This window comes from Vitiosangium sp. GDMCC 1.1324, assembly GCF_003044305.1.
Taxonomy (GTDB): Bacteria; Myxococcota; Myxococcia; order Myxococcales; family Myxococcaceae; genus Archangium.
Genome location: NZ_PZOX01000004.1, coordinates 263,020 through 281,138, shown reverse-complemented (window position 1 = coordinate 281,138; position 18,119 = coordinate 263,020). Strand labels below are relative to the sequence as shown.

The 18,119-nt window shown below is 70.2% G+C and carries 15 protein-coding genes; 2 read left to right on the top strand and 13 right to left on the bottom strand.

What is annotated here, in order from left to right:
- Positions 1–47: 47 nt before the first annotated feature.
- The 9 genes from traB to DAT35_RS13825 all read right to left on the bottom strand — a co-directional run bounded on the left by traB (position 48) and on the right by DAT35_RS13825 (position 11,401).
- Positions 48–1,697: an outer membrane exchange protein TraB gene (gene traB / locus DAT35_RS13865; protein WP_108067470.1), complete on the bottom strand. Its 1,650-nt coding sequence runs from the start codon at positions 1,695–1,697 to the stop codon at positions 48–50.
- Positions 1,694–3,724: an outer membrane exchange protein TraA gene (gene traA, locus DAT35_RS13860; protein ID WP_369945632.1), complete on the bottom strand. Its 2,031-nt coding sequence runs from the start codon at positions 3,722–3,724 to the stop codon at positions 1,694–1,696. Before traA ends, traB begins: the two co-directional genes overlap by 4 nt.
- A gap of 113 nt (positions 3,725–3,837) precedes the next feature.
- Positions 3,838–4,200, bottom strand: a complete 363-nt coding sequence (locus DAT35_RS13855) for a helix-turn-helix domain-containing protein (protein WP_108067469.1) — start codon at positions 4,198–4,200, stop codon at positions 3,838–3,840.
- Positions 4,201–4,472: 272 nt separating this feature from the next.
- The gene (locus tag DAT35_RS13850; protein WP_108067468.1) at positions 4,473–6,215 is read right to left on the bottom strand and encodes a GTPase; all 1,743 of its coding nucleotides are present in this window, start codon (positions 6,213–6,215) and stop codon (positions 4,473–4,475) included.
- Between the two features lie 123 nt (positions 6,216–6,338).
- Positions 6,339–6,566, bottom strand: a complete 228-nt coding sequence (locus tag DAT35_RS13845; RefSeq protein WP_108067467.1) for a hypothetical protein — start codon at positions 6,564–6,566, stop codon at positions 6,339–6,341.
- 20 nt (positions 6,567–6,586) lie between these two features.
- Positions 6,587–6,805: a hypothetical protein gene (locus tag DAT35_RS13840; RefSeq protein WP_108067466.1), complete on the bottom strand. Its 219-nt coding sequence runs from the start codon at positions 6,803–6,805 to the stop codon at positions 6,587–6,589.
- A gap of 246 nt (positions 6,806–7,051) precedes the next feature.
- Positions 7,052–8,356 (bottom strand): serine/threonine-protein kinase, encoded by a 1,305-nt coding sequence (locus tag DAT35_RS13835; RefSeq protein WP_108067465.1) that lies wholly within the window; start codon positions 8,354–8,356, stop codon positions 7,052–7,054.
- Positions 8,357–8,359: 3 nt separating this feature from the next.
- Complete coding sequence (locus DAT35_RS13830) at positions 8,360–9,724, bottom strand: sigma-54 dependent transcriptional regulator (RefSeq protein WP_108067464.1); 1,365 nt, start codon at positions 9,722–9,724, stop codon at positions 8,360–8,362.
- A 6-nt stretch (positions 9,725–9,730) separates the two neighbouring features.
- Positions 9,731–11,401 carry an ATP-binding protein gene (locus DAT35_RS13825; RefSeq protein WP_108067463.1) on the bottom strand — a complete coding sequence of 557 codons (1,671 nt, stop codon included), beginning with the start codon at positions 11,399–11,401 and terminating at the stop codon, positions 9,731–9,733.
- Between the two features lie 110 nt (positions 11,402–11,511).
- Here DAT35_RS13825 and DAT35_RS13820 point away from each other — a divergent pair, with 110 nt between their 5' ends.
- Positions 11,512–12,861 carry a thioredoxin family protein gene (locus DAT35_RS13820; protein WP_108067462.1) on the top strand — a complete coding sequence of 450 codons (1,350 nt, stop codon included), beginning with the start codon at positions 11,512–11,514 and terminating at the stop codon, positions 12,859–12,861.
- Between the two features lie 16 nt (positions 12,862–12,877).
- On the opposite strand, the gene DAT35_RS13815 is transcribed toward DAT35_RS13820, so the two are convergent.
- From DAT35_RS13815 to DAT35_RS13800, 4 genes are all read right to left on the bottom strand, one after another.
- Positions 12,878–14,290 (bottom strand): hypothetical protein, encoded by a 1,413-nt coding sequence (locus DAT35_RS13815; RefSeq protein WP_146209704.1) that lies wholly within the window; start codon positions 14,288–14,290, stop codon positions 12,878–12,880.
- Positions 14,287–15,465 (bottom strand): metallophosphoesterase, encoded by a 1,179-nt coding sequence (locus DAT35_RS13810; RefSeq protein ID WP_108067460.1) that lies wholly within the window; start codon positions 15,463–15,465, stop codon positions 14,287–14,289. The genes DAT35_RS13815 and DAT35_RS13810 overlap by 4 nt, the downstream gene beginning before the upstream one ends.
- Before the next feature lie 84 nt (positions 15,466–15,549).
- Positions 15,550–16,662, bottom strand: coding sequence for a helix-turn-helix transcriptional regulator (locus tag DAT35_RS13805; protein WP_233261466.1), 1,113 nt, complete (start codon positions 16,660–16,662; stop codon positions 15,550–15,552).
- Between the two features lie 159 nt (positions 16,663–16,821).
- A complete protein-coding gene (locus tag DAT35_RS13800; protein WP_108067458.1) occupies positions 16,822–17,367 on the bottom strand; it encodes a hypothetical protein in 546 nt (181 codons plus the stop codon).
- 204 nt (positions 17,368–17,571) lie between these two features.
- Between DAT35_RS13800 and DAT35_RS59890 the strand changes: the two genes are divergently transcribed.
- A complete protein-coding gene (locus tag DAT35_RS59890) occupies positions 17,572–18,066 on the top strand; it encodes a hypothetical protein (protein WP_199242882.1) in 495 nt (164 codons plus the stop codon).
- The last annotated feature ends 53 nt before the right edge of the window (positions 18,067–18,119 follow it).

Below are 18,119 nucleotides of genomic sequence, written 5' to 3'. Positions count from 1 at the left end.
TGAAGGGGGGGGCGATTCACCCGCCCCTGCTCAGGGCCGTGGGGCCGTCAGCGAGCGTCCGGGGCAGGCTTGTAGTGCTCGGACGGCTGCCGCTTGCCCTTGGTCTGCCTGGCCGGGGGTTGGGCCTGCTCGGCGGCGGGGTCCGGTGGGCAGGCGGGAAGCGGACCGTCGACGGGCGGCTGGATGGTGAACTCGACACGACGGTTGAGCGCCATGTTCGACTCCGAGTCGTTCGCGGCCAGCGGACGGCTGCGGCCGAAGCCCGCCGAGCACAGGCGCTCCACGGCGATGCCGCTGTCGAGCAGGAAGTTCATCACACTGGCGGCGCGGCGGCGCGACAGGTCGTAGTTGTACGAGTCGCTGGCGCGCGCATCCGTGTGGGCCTCGACGAGCACGCGCTGGATTTCCAGGTGCTTGAGCAGCTCGTCGGCCACCTCCTCGAGGATGGGGAAAGACTCGGGGAGGATGACGTCCTGGTCCGTGGCGAAGTGGACCTGGTCGAGAATGATGATCTTGTTGCCCTCGATGCGCGCGAGCGGGCAGCCATCGCGGCCCCGGGCGCCGGTCGGGTGCGCGGGGCAGCGGTCGAGCCGGTCCACCACGCCATCGCCGTCCTGGTCCGTGTCTGGGCAGCCGCCGTTCTCGACGGGGCCCGCGGCGTTGGGGCAGCGGTCGCCCTCTCCGATGACGGAGTCTCCATCCGGGTCCACGGGCGGCGGAGGCGGAGGAGGCGGCTCCGGAGGATCCTTGAAGCGCTCGATCATCTCGTACTCGCGCGTCTTGGCGGGCACCCAGATGATGGAGGTGAACATGCGCAGCGTGGGGGCCGTCAGCGAGCAACCACAGCCGCCGCCACCGCCGACGGTGAAGGTGAGGCCGGTGGAGCTGTACCAGCGCAGGCCGATCAGCAGCTCGGCGGGAATCTGCCGAGGGCTGTCGGGGAGCTTGTCCAGGGGGGTGCTGCCCGAGAGCAGGCCCAAGGCGGTGATGGTGCCGCGGATGATGGGCACCTCGGCGCCGAGCCCGAAGGTGCCGGCATTGCCCCACTGCACGCCGGCGAACTGGCGCTCCGGGCGTATCCAGAAGCCGGCGTTGAGCGACAGGAGGGTGCCCCGCTCGAAGCGGTAGTCCACCACCAGACCGGGGTTCCAGGTGACGGTGCCGTCACTGGCGAAGGCGTCCTGGATGCCGGTGGGCAGGCTCATCCCCAAGGTGAGGGCGGCGCCAAACCCCGGCGTCATATCGCCCACGCGGAGCAGGCCGGGGATGGCGACCTTGCTGGTGAGACGCAGGTCTCCGGGGGTGAAGGACCGGACGGGGCCCTCGGTGCCGATGGCCTCCAGGTTGTCCGAGCCCTGGGCGAGCACCAGGGGCATGTCCAGGCCCACCTCCACCCAGTCGAGCAACCCCACGGACGCCATCACATCGAGTTGGAGACGGTTGCCCACCACGCTGACGGCCTTGGAGTGGGTGCCCGCGGCGACGAGCACCAGCGGATCCAACGAGAAGTTGAGGTAGGCGCCGCCGGAGATGGACAGGTGGGAGATGGGACGGGACTGGTTGACGAGGACCAGGTCCCGGGGTGCGCCGAGCGGACGGAAGGACTGGATGTCGAAGCGGGCGTCCTGAGCGGAGGCGAGCCCGGCGGTGACGAGTCCCAGGACGAGGCCGAGCGCGATGACGACGGAGCGCTTCATGCAGTGCCTCGGGAGCGGAGGGCGAGGAAGGCGGCCACGAGCAGCAGCAGGCCGATGCCCCCGGGAGTGCTGTCCGCGGTGGTGCCGCAGCAGAATGCACCGCCTTGAGGCTCGGTGCCGGGCTTGCGGCGGCCGCGCTCACATTGCTGGGTGTCGGCCGAGCAGTGCTGGACGCCGAGGCAGTCGTCGCTGTTGTCGCAGGAGGTGGTGCAGATGTTGCGAGCGGTGTCGCAGGTGCCGCCGCAGGGGCAGTGGGCATCGGCGAAGCACTCGACGCACGCGTTGCCGTAGCACACCTGGCCCTCGGCGCAGGTCACCGAGCAGGTGGAGGCGGAGCAGGTGTGGGTGGTGGGGTTGCACGAGCCGCCCGGGCCGCAGTCGGCGTTCTCGCGGCAGCCCACGCACGAGCTGCCCGCGGTGGTGCCATCGGTGAGGCAGAAGGGGGACTCGGTGGGGCAGGCTCCGCAGCGCGCGCCGCAGCGCTTGTCGGTGGTGCAGGAGGCGCACTCGCCGCTGAGGCAGAACTGACCGTCACCGCACTCGAGGTCCGAGCGGCACGCGACACAGACCTGGCCGTCGAGGCAGTAGGGCCGGTCGGAGGGGCACTTGACGCACTGGTCACCACAGCGCTCCGAGGTGTTGCACTCGGCGATCTTCTCCACGCAGCGACCGTTGGCGAGATCGCAGCGCTTGCCGTCGGCGCATTGGGTGTCGTTGGTGCACTCCACGCAGGTGGGCGAGGCGCCGGGAGTGGGCGAGGCGCACTGGAGTCCGCCGGGGCAGCAGTTGCAGGAGGTGCCCGCGCAGCTGTCCTTGGCGGAGCAGGCCTGGCAGGTGTTGTCGGCGCAGACCTGCCCGCGGGGGCACTGGTCGTCGGTGGTGCACTGGTGGCACTCGTTATCGGTGCCGCAGTGCTGGCCGGAGGGGCAGTTCGCGTCGGTCCTGCAGCCACGGCACTCGTTGGTGGTCAGGTCGCAGCGGCCATTGGGGCACTGCGAGTCATCCGAGCACTGAACGCAGGTGAACGTACCGTTGCGCTCGAGGCACAGCGGGGTGGACGGTCCACATCGTGAGCAGCTGGGACCGCAGAAGATGGCCGAGTCACAGGGAGCACACAGCGCAGCGCCGTTGCAGTAGTAACCCGAGTCACATCCGTTGTTGCCGGCGGTGTTCACGTACTGCCGATTGCACTGCTGGCATTGGCCCAGGTCCGGGTAGGACGGGCGTCCACTCTCCGTCTGGTAGAAGGCGGTGGGTCTGGCCAGGGTGAATCCCGAGTCCTGCAGTTTGACGACGGGTGCCTCGTTCGCTGGCCTCTCGAAATCGGTGAACGTTCCAACCAGGATCGCCATCTCCAACGCGGCGTGCTCACCAAACTCGGCGTAGAGCACCTCGACGGGATAGAGACCGGACTTCGTGAAGGTGACGCTATTGGTTGTGCGATAGGTCGGATACCCAATCCGTGGTGGCCGGTTGAGCACCGGGTAGATGAGGCCACTCCGGTCGTAGATGGTGAGCGCGACCGCGTCGTCGGCGTAGAACCCGAAGTGGACCGGCAGGCCCACCATATCCGAGGTGACGTTCAGGTAGCCGCGCAGGCGACTGGCGAAGGACGCGGAGGGATTGACGCCGGAGAAGTCGCAGCCGCCACTCGGACACCCTGGCACGACGTTCTCGTAATCGCCGTAGCTCAGCTTCAGCCCGGAGGTGTTGTTGTTCGACAGATCGAACAGCGTCCGGAGCACCGATGTGACGCGGGAATTGGGATTGGCGGTGTTGGGCGGGGTCTCCAGGAAGGAGTTCACTCCTCCACTGAAGAAAGAACTGCTCTGCGAGAAGTCCGTGCCTGGGTCGGTGGAGACTCTCGACGCGACGCACAAGCCTGTTCCAGGCTGCGCGGGGGCGGGGGCCACCGGATCACCGTTGATGACCACCGTAGGGAGCTGCTCGGCGTCGGCCGAAGTGGCCAGCCCTACCAGCAACATCGCCGCCAGGGCGGCCATTCTTCGGAAGAGGTGCTCGAACACGGGGCCTGGAAGATCCCCTGACCTACTTCTACGGTCAAGTTAAGGCCGGGGACACTGTGTGGGGTGGGACTGAAGTGTACCCGGCTCCCGGCTCGGCCTCTAGCTTCGGGTGCTTACTCTTTCTTGAGGGCCACAGCCAGGCGGCCCAGCAGCTTGATCTGCCCGGAGTCCAACTGACGCAGCACGCGCAACACCGCACGCACCTCCGGCTTCTCACCCTGCTCGCTCGGCGGCTCGGCGAGGCGCAATGTGCCGTCCGGACCCGCCAGCCCCAACAGTTCGTCCGCGGAGATCCGCAGCGCGCGGCACAGCCGCAGCAACGTCGGTACGCTCGGCACCATTCCACCGCGCTCGATACGGCCGTACACTTCTGTCACCAGATCCACCATCTCTGCGACATCTGCCTGGGTCAGCTGCGCACGCAGGCGGGCCGAACGGGCGGCCTCTCCAATCGTCTTCGCCAGTTTCTTGTCCATTCCAGAACCCACCCTACAGTGTAGGCAAGGCGGAATACGACGCATCAGGTTGTCGGAACAGGACTGTAAAGGTCACTAACGCAACCCTATTTTAGAAGTCACCCTGGTCATTCCTGTTTCCCGCCAAGGCCGGAACACACGGCCTTCGTCCCCTGCGCCCGACCCCATTCTTCCCTCGGGACAACCCATGTCGAAGTACTCCCACCTGCATCTTGTGGTCCGCGAGTTGCGGATGGACACAGCATGCACGAGGGGTCTGACACGGCGGGTGTTCAGGAGGAGATCCGCGAGGTTGTTTCGGACAGGGTGGACGCGGTGCGGGCCCAGTCCGAAACCTGGGTGTCGAGGTGGCCGAGCAGGTCCGCGAAGAAGCGCCGTTCCAGGGCCTGGGCGAGGGTGGCGCCGTGGGCGTCGGCCCACTTCCGGGTGACGCGCTCGCGGAGGTCCGCGCCCAGCAGGTCCACGAAGCGCTCCAGCAGGGGGGTGGACAGGAGCGTGCCGGCCCAGATGACGGCGTCATGGCCGAGGCCGCCGGTGGCCACCGTCACCACCGCGGCGGCCCCCGAGGGCACCGAGTAGACGAGCGTGGTGAGGGTCTGCAGCAGCTCCTCGCGCATGCCGCCCTGGAGCTCCGAGCCCACCAGCCCCCGGCAGAAGGCGTAGAGGCTGTCCCGGTCCGCGGCGTGGGCATGGAGCGCCTCGAAGCCCAGGGGCTCGTCCAGGCGTGCCAGGTGGGCGGGGCCGAAGGACTCGGAGAGCAGCTCGCGTGTGCGGGCATCCCCGTGCCAGGCGGCCACCTCCGGGGCGAACACCTCCACCATCCGCCGTACCCCATCACGGAGGGTGTCCTCGGTCAGCTGCACCACCGGGGCGGACGTGGGCTCGGGGCCGGTGAAGGAGCGGCGCACCTGGCGCGAGAGGAAGGTGAGGGCGGTGGCCAGTCCCCGGAAGGGCAGACGCACGTAGCGGTGGAAGGCACTGCGCGCGTCCAGCTCGTCGCGGAAGGACTCCACCAGCACGTCCGCGGGCACCGCCTTGAGGGCCGCGTGACGGCCCACTGTGAGCAACTCGTGCCGCAGTCGCTGGCGCAACCGCTCCGGCTCGTGGGTGGCGGTGGCGGCGGCCCGGGCCAGTTGCTCCATCTCCGCTCGCGCGTCCCGGAGCGAGGCGGCCAGGGCTCGGGCCTTGAGGGAGCGGGCGTGCTCGGCCTCACCCAGGAGCGAGGTGAGCGACGGGGCGCCGTCCAGTGGGTGTGTGGCGAGCGGCTTCTCTCCGGCCTCCACCTCCGGCTGGTGCGGGGCGAGGTAGCGCGACATGGGAGGGTGGCCCACATCCGAGGCCAGCTTCTCCATGTGCCCGCGTGCCACCTCCTCGCGCGTGGCCTCGTTGTAGACGAGCAGATAGGGGCGCCCATGGCCCACGGCGGCGCGCAGGAAGTCCACCAGCGCCGCGTTCTGGTACGTCTGCCGGCTGACGACGAAGACGAGCACGTCCACGGTGACGAGCAGGGCCTCGGCGCGCTCGCGGTTGTCGCGGTAGACGCTGTCGAAGTCCGGCGTGTCCATCACCACCAGGCCCCGCGGTACCGCCTCCGCGAGGACGAGGTAGAGGCGCCCGGCCGGCCCGGCCTGGTCCACCGGTGCGGCCTCGCCCGAGGTGACTGGGACGATGTCGTAGCGGCGCGTGAGGAAGTCCTTGAGCGAGCCCGTCCAGGTGTCCGGGTGCGCGGCGGCGAGGCACTGCTTGGTGAGGCCTCCTTCGGGACGGGCCGGGGAGAGGGGCGTGCCCACCAGCGCGTTGAAGAGGGTGGACTTGCCCACGTTGTTCGGGCCGGCGATGGCCACCAGCAGCAGGGGCGCGTCCGCTCCGCCCAGCCGGGGCAGCAGGTCGCGCCGCAGTCGCTCCAGGAGGCGGCGGGCGGTATCCGCATCGGCGGCCTCCGGGAACCGGTCGGGGGGAGGCAGGGCGTCGCGGGCGGACTCGAGTGCGGTGCGCAGGTGGGCGAGGTCGTTCATCCGTTCGCGCGGAAGACAGCACGTGACGGGCCGGATGCCCACGGAAGATGTGCTGCGTCTGTCGGTCCTGGACGGATGTCACGGGCGGCACGGCAGGACGCCCTCAGGCTGGCTCCCACGGTTTCACTCCTGCCCGGCGAGGGGAGCCGTCCCGAGCATCCCCGTGAAGCCGCTCAAGAGGCGGGTCACCTCATCCGGCTTGAGCTCGGAGGTGCCAAGCCCGATGTCGAGCACTTCCCCCATCTCGGGGGACAGGCGGCGTGCGTAATCCATCACCAGGGCGATGACCAGCCGGGCCACCTCGGGGCTCAACCCGGACCTCTGGGAGACGTAGTGGACGATGTCATCCATGACGGCGGTCCTTCCGGGAGTCAGGGTTGCTTCGAGGCGGAGGGCAGGGGAGCGGCGGACGACTCCTGCTTCGGCCCCGTCTTCGCCATGCGCCGCATATCGCGCTCGAGCTGCTTCTGGATGCGCTCGGACTGGGCGCGGAGCTGGCGGATTTCCCGGGCGGCCTCGTCTTCCTGCGAGGCATGGGCGCTCGAGGCGAAGGTGAGGGACATGAGGACGGCCAGGGCGATGCGCTTCATGGGGGTTCTCCTGAAACCCTTGCAGCGGGTCGCGGCCAGGTACTGCGACGGACGTGCCACGGCGCCCTCCTCGGAAGGAGCCCGGCGTCTGGAGGCGCGCGGCTGTGGCGTTCCGCCGCAGTGATGGGTTGCCGGAGGGGGTCGTGCCGGCGCATCCCAGGGAAATGGCGGGAGTGGGGACGCCGGTGCGGCATTTGGGGACTGGGGCGATCCGCCACAGTCTCGTTTGCCAGGAAGTGAGAAGGCTCAGCGGCGCGAGCGCAGCGCCCGGCCCACCTTCCGGGCCAGGTCCGTGGGGTCGACGGGGAGGGGCACGTAGTCGTACACGCCGCTCGCGACGGCACGTGACATCAACGTGAAGTCCTCTCCACTCCCGCAGAGCAGTACGGGGGGCGAGTGGGGCCGGGTGGCCAGGGTGCTCGCCAGCGCCAGGGCCTCCTCCTGGGCCTGGTCGCTCCGGGGCACCACCACCAGGGCGAACATCCCCTCCAGGGAGTCATCCTCACGGCAGGGCACCACCCGGTAGCCGGCCACCGCCAGCGCGGTTCCGATGCCGTGGGGATTGGCGGGGCCACCCGGCTCGATGACGGCCACGGGCTTCGCGAGGAGTTCGGCCGGAGGGGAGGCGGGCGCGGTGGGTGGAGGTTGCGCACGCTCCTGCTTCTTTCCCTCACCGCGTGCGGGAGAAGGGGGCTCCAGCGCCTCACGGAGCCGGGCGGCCAGCTCGCGTGCGCTCGCCGGACGCTGAGCCTTCGCCTTGGCGAGACAGGCGAGCACCAGCGTCTCCAACTCCAGGGGGATGCCGCGCTCCGGCATCAACTGGCGCACGGGCGGAGGAGGGCGGTAGAGGTGGCCGCTCATCACCTCCACGGCGGGCGAGTCCCCGAAGGGAGGCCGGCCCACGAGCAGCTCGTGCAGCAGGCATCCCACGGAATACAGGTCCGCGCGCCCATCGAGCGGCTCACCGCGGCAGTGCTCGGGAGACATGTACGCGGGGGTGCCGAGCACCTGTCCGCTCTCGGTGATTCGGGCCTGTTTCTCCTCGTGCACGAGCGCGGCGAGCCCGAAGTCGAGCACCTTCACCTTCGGAGCGGAGCGTTCGCCCACCAGCATCACGTTGGAGGGCTTGAGGTCGCGGTGCACCGTTCCCAGGGCGTGTGCGGCGTCCAGCACCTCCAGCACCTGCGCGGCGATCTCCACCGCGGCCTTCACCTCCAGCAGGCCGTGGGTGTCCAGCACCTCGTCCAGGGGCACGCCGAACACCCGCTCCATGGCGAGGTAGAGGTCCTCCCCGTCGGTGCCGTGGTCGAAGACGTGCACCGCGCCCGGGTGCTTCAGCCGGGCCATGAGCTGGCCCTCGCGCTGGAAGCGGGCCGTGGCGCCGGGTGTCTTCGCGACATGCGGGTGCAGCACCTTGAGGGCCACATAGCGCTCGAGGCCCAGTTGCTCGGCCTCGTACACCGTCCCCATGCCGCCCTGCCCGAGCTTCCCCGTCACCTGGTAGCGCCCGGCCACCACCCGTCCCAGCCATGGGTCCGCCGTGCCCGCCATGCGCTACTCCCCCGAGCCCTTGATGCGGTCGAGCTTGCGATAGAGCGTCTTGCGGTCCAGCCCCAGAATCTGCGCGGCGAGCGACTTGTTGCCCTTCACCTCCTCCATCACCCGGAGGATGTAGCGGCGCTCGACCTCCTCCAGCGTGGTGAGCTCCGAGGGGTCTCCACTGGCCACCACCACGTGCGAGGCGCGGTAGGCGCGAATCTTCTCCGGCAGGTCCTCCACCGCCAGGCGCTCGGTGACGGTGACGGCCACCGCGCGCTCGATGCAGTTGCGCAGCTCGCGCACGTTGCCGGGCCAGCTGTAGCTCATCAGCCGCTCGGCCACGGTCTCGTTGATGCCCGTCACCCGCTTGTTGGCGCGGGCGGCGAAGTGCTCGATGAAGTGCTGGGCCAGCAAGAGAATGTCCCCTCCGCGCGAGCGCAGCTGCGGCAGCTCCATCTGCACCACGTTGAGACGGTAGAAGAGATCCTCACGGAAGCGGTTCTCCTCCACCATGCCCTCCAGGTCGCGGTTGGTGGCGGCCACCACGCGCACGTCGAAGGACACCTCGTGGTCCCCACCCACCGGGCGCACCACGCGCTCCTGCAGGGCGCGCAGCAGCTTGGGCTGCAGGCCCAGGGGCATCTCCCCCACCTCGTCGAGGAAGAGGGTGCCGCCGTGCGCCTGCACGAACAGGCCCGAGCGCGCCGTCTTGGCGTCGGTGAAGGCGCCCCTGGCGTGGCCGAACAGCTCGCTTTCCAGCAGGGCCTCGGGCATGGCCGCGCAGTTGACGGCCACGAAAGGCCCCGAGGCGCGCCGGCTCTTCTCGTGGAGCGCCCGGGCGACCAGCTCCTTACCCGTGCCGCTCTCTCCGTTGATGAGCACCGTGGCGTCCGAGTCCGCCACGCGGGTGATGAGCTCGTACACCTTGCGCATCGGCGGGCTGGAGCCGAGCAGGCCTCCCAGGCGCTGGGACTCGGTGACGACCTTCTTCAGACGCACCACCTCGCCCTTGAGGTGGTGGTGCTGCACGGCGCGGGTGAGCGTGTGCACCAGTGCGTCCATCTCCACCGGCTTGGTGATGAAGTCGTAGGCCCCGGCGCGGATGGCCGCCACGGCCGTCTCCATGCTGCCAAAGGCCGTCACCACCACCACGGGCAGGTCCGGCACGTTGGCCACCACGCGCTCGCACAGCTCCGTGCCGCTCAACCCCTGCATGTTCAGGTCCGTGAGCACCACGTCGAAGGGCTGCTCCATCACCAGTGGCAGGGCCGCGTTCGGGTCGGTCAGGGAGGTGATGGTGAAGCCGCGGCGCGTGAGGCGCGCCTGGAGCAGCTCCACCATGCTCGGGTCGTCGTCGATGAGGAGGACTCGGCCGCTCATGTGTCCTTAGAGGGGGAGGAAGAGGCTGAAGTGGGTTCCCTGGCCGGGTGTGCTCTGCACATCCAGCCAGCCGCCGTGCTCGCGGACGATCTCCATCGATACCGGCAGGCCCAGCCCGGTGCCCTCGCCCACGGGCTTGGTGGTGAAGAAGGGTTCGAAAATCTTCTGCAGGTTCGCCGGGTCGATGCCGCTGCCCCGGTCGATGACCTCGATGAGGGCGCAGGGCTTGGGCGTCTCGGTGGCCGACAGCTTCAAGGTGACGGTGCCCTTGTCGGGCGAGGCCTGGAGCGCGTTGACCACCAGGTTCGTCAGCGCCTGCTGGAGCTGGGCGGGGTCCACCTGGGCGCGCAGGGGCTCCGAGGGCTCCTCGAAGTCGATGCGCTGCATGCGCCGGCCACTCAGGGGCGCCAGCAGGGTCGTCACCTGCTTGAGCACCGCGCGCAGGTCCACCTCGGACTTCTGGGGCTGGCGCCGCCGCGAGAAGTCCAGCAGCTGACGGATGATGCGCGCCATCCGGTCCGCCTGCAGGATGATGGTCCGAGCACTCTGGCGGGCCGCCTCGCCCTCCACCTCGGCGTCGGCGATCATCGCCGCGTGGCCGGAGATGACGGCCATGGGCGTGCCCAGCTCGTGCGCGATGCCGCTCCCCAGCTTGCCCACGGTGCTCAGCCGGTCCGCGTGCCGCAACTGCTCCAGCGCGGCCACGCGGGCGGCCATCTCCGACTCCAGCTTCTGGTTGGCCTCCTTCAACGAGGCCGCCAGGGCGCGCAGCTCCATGTCGGCGCGCATGCGCTCGGTCTCGTCGCGGGTGATGAGCACCGCGCCCCAGCGGGAGCCGTCCGCCCGGGTCAGCGGCGAGGCCGTCCCCGTCAGCACGTGCAGCGCGCCGCTCGCGTGACGCACGCCCCAGCCGATGCCACGCACCACCTCGCCGCGCAGGGCTCGCTCCAGGGGACGGTGGCGCCGTTCAATCGGCTTCTGCGTCTCCAGGCTCAACCAGGCCTCCGGCTTCATCAGCAGCATCGAGGCGTCCGCCTCGGACACGCCGAATTGTTCCTGGGCCGCGGGATTGAGGAGCTGCATCCGGCCTTGCGTGTCCACCACCAGCACGCCATCGCCCGTCTGCTGGATGAGCGCGTCCAGCATCTCCTGGCGCTCCTGGTCCCGCTCCAGCGAGGAGCGCGCCGCCGCCGCCACCCGCCGCCGCAGCTCGATCTGCGCCACCACCTGGCGCCCCAGCGTGCGCAGCGCCTGCTCCTGCAACGGCGTGGCTCCGCGCACCTCGGGCATGAGGACGCACAGGGCGCCCAGGGCCGTGCCCTCCGCGTCGAACAAGGGCACGCCGAAGCAGGCCCGGACGTAGGGCTCGCCGAGCACCAGCGGGTGGGTGGCGAGGAACGGCTCCTGCCGCACGTCCTGCAGCACGAACACCTCGCGGCCGCTCAACAGCGTCTGCTCGCAGAAGGCGAGCGAGGGGCCTCGCTGCTCGGCCGTGAGCCCACCGATGCACGCCAGCAGCCGCTGCTGGTCCTGCTCCACGCGGCTCACCAACGCCACGGGTGCCTGACAGAGGTTGCTCGCCAGCGTGGCCAGGTCGTCGAACTCCTGCTCGGTGGGGTTGTCGAGCGCCGCGTAGCGGCGAAGGACCTGCAGGCGCGTACTCTCCGCGGGGCTCATGGGCGTCGCTCAGAAGGAGGGGGCCCTACCATATCGCACTCCCCGTGCCTCGGACCCCGGACCCCATGGGCTTTCTCCCCTGCTCGTCCCCGGAGTAGGGTGCCGGCCCGATGCGATCGCACATCTCCAGCCTGTTCGTCGTGGGTCTGTTGGGGTGCTCCGCCGCGCGTACCTCGGCCGTCTCCGAGCCGCCGGCCGCGCATGCCCAGGCCCCTCTGCCGTTCATCGAGAATGACTACCCGCGAGCCCTCGCGGAGGCGAAGGCGAAGGGGTTGCCCCTCTTCGTCGACACCTGGGCTCCCTGGTGTCACACCTGTCGCTCGATGAGGGCCTACGTCTTCACGGATGCGGCGCTCGCGAAGCATGCGGGGCGCTTCGTCTGGGTGGAGATCAACACGGACCTGCCGGAAAGCGCGGCGTTCCAGGAGAAGTTCCCCATCGAGAGCTGGCCCACCTTCTTCATCATCGAGCCGAAGGAGGAGAAGGCCCTGGTGCGCTTCGCGGGTAGCGCCACGGTTCCTCAGCTCGAGAAGATCTTCGAGGACGGCGAGCGCGCCTTCCGAGGAGGAGCCGCGGGTCCCGAGGCCCTACTGGCCCGGGGCGACGCGCTCTATGGTGAGGGCAAGGCGGCCGAGGCGGCGGACGTGCTCGCTCAGGCGCTGACCGAGGCGCCAGCCGACTGGTCCCGCCGTGGCCGCGCGTTGGAGTCGCTCCTCACCGCGCAGTACGGCGCGAAGCGCCACGAGGCGTGCGCCCGGACGGCGCTGGCGGAGCTACCCCGGGTGCCGCACTCGGCCTCGTGGGCGAACGCCGCGGGGCTGGGGCTCGCGTGCGTGCTGCAGGTGCCGGCCGGCACCCAGGGCGCGAAGGAGCTGACGGCCTCGCTGGAGGCGAAGGGGCGCGAGGCTCTCTCTCCGGACATCACCATGCCGGCGGATGACCGCTCGGGCGTGTACGAACTGCTGGTCGAGGCCCGCGACCAGTCGGGTGACGCGCCCGGCGCGAAGGCGCTCGCTGAGCAGTGGCTCTCCTTCCTCGAGGGCGAGGCCGCCAAGGCGCCGACGCCCGATGCGCGCTCTGTGTTCGACTCGCACCGCATGGCCGCGGCGCTGGTGCTGGGTGACCCGATGCGCGTGGTGCCGGCCATCGAGCAGAGCGAGAAGGACCTGCCCGGCGACTACAACCCGCCCGCGCGTCTGGCCAACCTCTACCGGAAGCTGGGCCGGCTGGACGATGCGCTGGCCGCGAGCACCCGGGCCCTCTCGAAGGTGCAGGGGGGCCGCAAGCTGCGCGTGTTCTCGGAGCGGGCGGAGATCCACCTCGCCCGGGGCGAGCGGGATGCTGCCGTGCGCACGCTGGAGGACGCCCTCGCCTACGCGAAGACGCTCTCTGGTGCGCAGGCCTCTCCGCGCACGGTGTCCGCGCTCGAGAAGAAGCTGGCGGACGTGAAGTCGAAGTAAGGGGACGGGCCCGAGCTCAGGGGCCCTCCTCGTCGAAGAGCTCGCCCGGGTCGTTCTGCCACCGGGCGAGCTGCTCCCGGGAAGGGAAGCCCTTCACCCGGTAGCGCTCCGGATAGAGCCCCTCCACCGGCACGAGCAGCTCTCCGGCCGCCTTCGCCACCTCCTCCCACCGCGCGATTCCCACCGGCGGGGCCTCTTCACCGAGCGCCGGGTCCATGAAGAAGATGACCTCGGCCCGGGGGAGGATGGAGTCCACGCCCTTCAACCAGACGGCGTAGCTGATGCTGCGCCCGCGCTCGTCCTGGTACGGCGTGTAGGCGGCCACGAAGACGTCCTCGCCCTTCTCCTGGTAGAGCTTCTCCAGGCCCTGCGTCTGTTCGGCGTAGTCACGCGCCCGGGTGAAGAGCTCCAGCTTGCGGAAGTCCGGCCACGCATTGCTGAGCCGCTCGGGCATGAAGGGCACCCACCCCTCGGGCGCGAGGCGCAGGGCGCGGCCGTCCAGTGCGCGCGGGGCCATCATCGCCCGCAGGGCCTTGGTGGCCACCTGGTGCAGTCCGTCCTCGTCCTCGGAGCCGGTGATGAGAAACAGGTCCCGGTGCGGCACGACCACCACGGGCGCCCCGCGCACCTTGCAGCGGCGCACCACCTCGTCGAGCAACAGGCGCGAGGCCGCGTAGTTGTCCTCCCAGGGAGCCTGGCAGGCGCCCGGGGAGAGTTGCTCGAGCGGCTCGGAGCTGCGCTGGCGCAGGTTCTCCAGGCCCACGCCGAGCGCCTGGTCGAAGGAGACGCTCCAGCGCGTCAGATCGTCCGGCCCGAGGTAGCGCAGGGTGTCCGGCCCATCGAAGGCCAGCCCCACGCCGAGGAAGGGGCCCAGGGGCTTCCAGGAGATGGGCACCGGCTTCGCGGCACCGTCCTTCACCACCAGCCGGAGCTGCTCGAAGAAGGTGCGTCCGCGCACCACGGGAAGCAGGTTGGGCCGGGCCTCGGCGTACGTCTTCGGCAGCTCCGGCATGTCCCGCACGCGGGAGATCCGGGTGAAGACCTCGTCCTGCATCTCTGGAGGGAGGGCGCGGTACTCGTCGTAGAAGTTGGACAGGAACACCATGGTCCCATCCTTGTCACCGAGCCGGAGCTGGAAGCCCGCGGCGTCATACTGGATGGAGCGCGTCTCACCGGAAGCGCGCAGGGCCTCGATGGCCCGCCGGGCGAACGCATCCCGCTCCGCCTGTTCCTCCTCGGGAGAGGGCTCCTCCTGCGCGTCCGTGTGCTCCGCCAGGCGCGCCTCGGCCGCCCGTGCCTCCCGCGTGGCTCGTGCCTCCTTGTCTTCCACCGGTGCATTGCCAGCGCCCGCGCGCGAGTGCCCGGTACATCCCCCCAGGCCCAGGGCGCCCACGAGCGTCAGTCCCACCCATCTCCGCGTCGTCATCATCCCTGTCCTTTCTGGAGTGCGTCCCCCCGCGGCCGTGCAGGTTCGCGGGTGTCGAGATCAAACAGCTCGAATGCCTCCAAGGGCGACTCGCGCATGCTTCCATCGGTGAAGACGAGCACAGCCTCACCGGGGCCGGTCGGGGGCGGGGCGCTGTGGCGGTAGTCGAGCGTGGTGCCATCGGTCACGAGGGAGCGCAGCACGCCGTCCCGGGCCTGCCCGTGGGTCAGTGCGAGCAGCTCGCGGCTGCGCTTGTCGCGCGTGTGGCCCACCACCTGGATGAGGCCGAGGGGGAGCCGGTGCGGGTTGAAGCGGCGGCGGGGCGTGATGGCGTGCCAGGCCGCGTCCTCGGGGCGCAGGCTGGGGCGCTGATAGAAGATGCCCCGGCCCTCGCCATACGCGGCGTTGCCGGGGTGGTGCAGCCCGGGGATGGAGAACGGTCCCTGCTTCCACGCCGCCACCGAGGTGTCGAGCGCCCGGTTGAGCGCGTCCGCGACCGAGGGCGCATGGGCCGAGAGCGATTCGGGCAGCCCCAGCGCACCCAGGTCTTCCCGGGTGACGCCCGCGTGCAGCACGAGCAGGTGCTCCGCTGCGGCGTGGGCCACCCGGAAGCGCCTGGCACGCAGCAGGTCCGCGACCCAGGCCCGCTGCACCTCGCGGAAGGTGCCGAAGTCGCGGGCAACCAGCTCGACGTTGGGCACCTCCGGGTAGCGGGTGAGGAAGTCGCGCTCCCGGGCCTCGTCGGTGTCGTCTCCCTGATAGATGCGGTCCGCTTCCACCTGGGCGGCGGCGAAGCGCGCGTCGGTGAAGTCGACCAACTCGCCCACGCGGCCCAGGTCATGGTTGCCCAGCAGCAGCACCGCCTGGTCCGCGGGATGCGCGGCCATCCAGGCGATGAGCTTCACCGCGCTCGTGGCCACCTCCTCGCGCTCCTGGGCCCTGCCCCAGTCGAAATGGTCTCCCACCGAGACGAGCTGGACCTCCGGGAGCAGCCACCCCTCCGGACCGAGCAGCCCATGCCGGTCGAGCACGGCGAAGAAGCGGGTGATGTCCGCCTGGGGATCTCCGATGGCGACGTGGCGGGTACGGGGATGGCCGCCGGGCGGAGCCGGGTGGGGGCCTCGGTGGGAGGCCTCGGTGGCGCGGGCGAGGGCGGCCTCGATGCGGGGTGTGCTCACGAGCGCATCCTAGTCCCACCCGCCCGGGGGCGCCGCACCCGTCTCTCGGGCCGGTGCGGGCCGTGGCCCGGTTGCCCTCCGGGCTCAGGTGGCCAGGAAACACCGGGCGATGAGCGCCGAGCGGCTCTCCACCTGGGCCTTGGCCAGGACCCGGGTGACGTGGACCTCGACGGTGCGCTCCGCGCATCCCAGGTGCAGGGCAATGGCCTTGTTGGACTCGCCGCGCACGAGCCGCCCGAGCACTTCCGTCTCCCGCGCCGTGAGCCCCCAGCTGGCGCCCAGGCTGTGCACGCGGGCGAAAGCCTGCGCGGACTCGCCCTGGACGGTGGCCAGGTAATGCGGAGCGACACCGGCCAGGCGCAACGGCGAGAAGGCGAGCTGCTCACCGCCCGGCTCGCCACGCAGGTACTTCTTCAGGGCCTCCGCCACGAGCCCCGCGCCATGCTCGAGCCACGCCCGCCCCGCGGTGTTCGCGTGCGCCACGCGGCCGGTGGACGTCACCACGAACGCTGGCTGGCTCATGGCCTCCATGGTCGCCTCGAGCGCCGCGTGGAGCACTCCCGTCTCGCGCAGGCGCGCGTCCAACTTCATCCTCCGCTGGAGCGACGGGATGAGCTCGCGCATCAGGTGCTGCTCCCGCGCCCCGAAGGGCTCCGAGCGGATCGTCCCCACCCATCCCAGCAGGGCCGGGCCGTCGCACACGAGCATGCGCAGGAACACCATGCGATCCAGCCCGACCGACTGGAGGAAGCCGCCCATGGCGGTGCGGACCTGGGCGTGCATCCGCGCCTGCTCCTCGGAGGCGATGCCGAGCTTCTTCCAGGGCGCGAGCCGCTCGTCCTGGGTGGGCTCCGTGGGCGCGGCGTTCGTCCCGGGTGCCTGGAAGTGCAGCACCCGGTTGCGCTGGGTCGGCTGGGGACAGGCGGGGTTGAAATACCCCCACGGGTCGCGCCGGGTGCCGACGAATCCATCCAGATACGAATGAGCTTCCTCCGTGGTCATGAGGAAGCCAGAGATATGGGTGAAGCTCGCCTGATAGCGTTCAGGCCCGATGTCCACGCCGTACGCGAGTCCGCGCTCCGCGTGCATCGCCTCACGCAGCGCGCCCACCAGCGTTGGCAGGACATCCACCCCCAGGTCCACCGTGTCGATCAGGGCTCGCAGATCCCCCAGAAGCCGCTGATCCTGCGAATTCAATGGTTCCAAGCTGTTACGACTATAAGCAGCGGATTCAATGGAATGCCAAGGAACTCCAGTGAAGACGTGGAGAACCATACGCGCAGTGCGCTTGGCTAGGGGATTCCCCGCATGGGGTTGATGGGAGGCGCCCCGCGGGAGCGGGACGCCTCGGGGCCGTTACCCGGCCATGACCTCGCGCCGGATGCCGAGCCGGTCCTCCTCCGGGCGCGAGTACACGCCAGCCGCCGCGCCGATGAACACGCAGACGGCGTGCAGCACGCTCCACCCCCAGAAGCCGAGTCCGTAGAAGAGGTAGAGCATGTCGGGCGTATCCCAGGCATAGAGGAAGGCGAAGAACGCCGGCACTGCCACCGAGGCGAAGACAGCCGCCTGGAGCGCGGGGCGCCAGCGTTTGGCGAAGAAGCCGCCGAAGGCGCCGGCCAGCAGGCCATTGAAGCCCGGCGCGAAGTAGGTGCTGATACTGAGCAGCACCATGGTGAAGGCCGCGATGGCGAAGGCGCGGTGCTTGAGGGAGAGGCCTTCCGTGGGCACCTCGCGCACCAGCACGTCGTGGTAGCTGGTCTCCTCGATGTCGGGGAGGGGCTCGGCAACGGTGGTACGGACCTCGGGCCGCCCCATGAAGTCGCGTTCATACTCACCGCTCTCGAGGATTTCGCGGCGGGTAAGGGGCTTGGGGTTCTTGGGGTCGATGGGTTCGGACATGCGTGCTCTCCCGGTGGGTGGAGGCGGAAGGCTCCGCCGTGGGTGCTGATGCCGTTGAAGATGCGGCGTCCCGAGGCGGGAGACAGCGGAGGCTGTCCCGTCGGAGGCCGGGCGTCCGGACGGGCGGGACGGTATTGGGCGGGCGATGGCCGGCCGGTATGCTGAGCCTCTCTCGTGCCCCTGCCTGCCTGGATGGAGACCGCCATGCGCCCGATGCGTCCTCTGTTGTGTCTCGCCGTGCTGTCCCTGGGTCTGCTGTCGGCCTGTACGTTGCGGCCGTACTACCGGCAGGTGCTGCCGCCGGAGGTGGCCCGGGCGAAAGCCCAGGAGGTCCGGGGGTCGGAGGACGTGTTGTTGCGCGTGGTGGAGCCGGGGACAGACATGCCCATCGCGGGGGCGCGGGTGCTTCTCGGGACGGGCCGGGAGCGCATCAACGTGGTGAGCGACATGAATGGCATCATCAAGCTGCCGGTGACGCCGGGGTTGCTCGCGGAGAATCCCCTGGTGGAGGTGAGCTTGCCCCCGGGTGTGCACGGCTACACGTTTGAGCTGGTGAAGCCGGAGCCCGTGCCTCAGCAATCGGCGAGTGAGCCCGCGCCGCAGCAACCGGCGAGTGAGCCCGCGCCGCAGCAACCGGCGAGCGAGCCCGCGCCGCAGCAACCGGCGAGCGAGCCCGCGCCGCAGACGCCTCGCGGTTGAGCGGGGAGGACGCAAAGGCGACGCGCGCCGGGACGCTGGGGTATCTTCTGCAC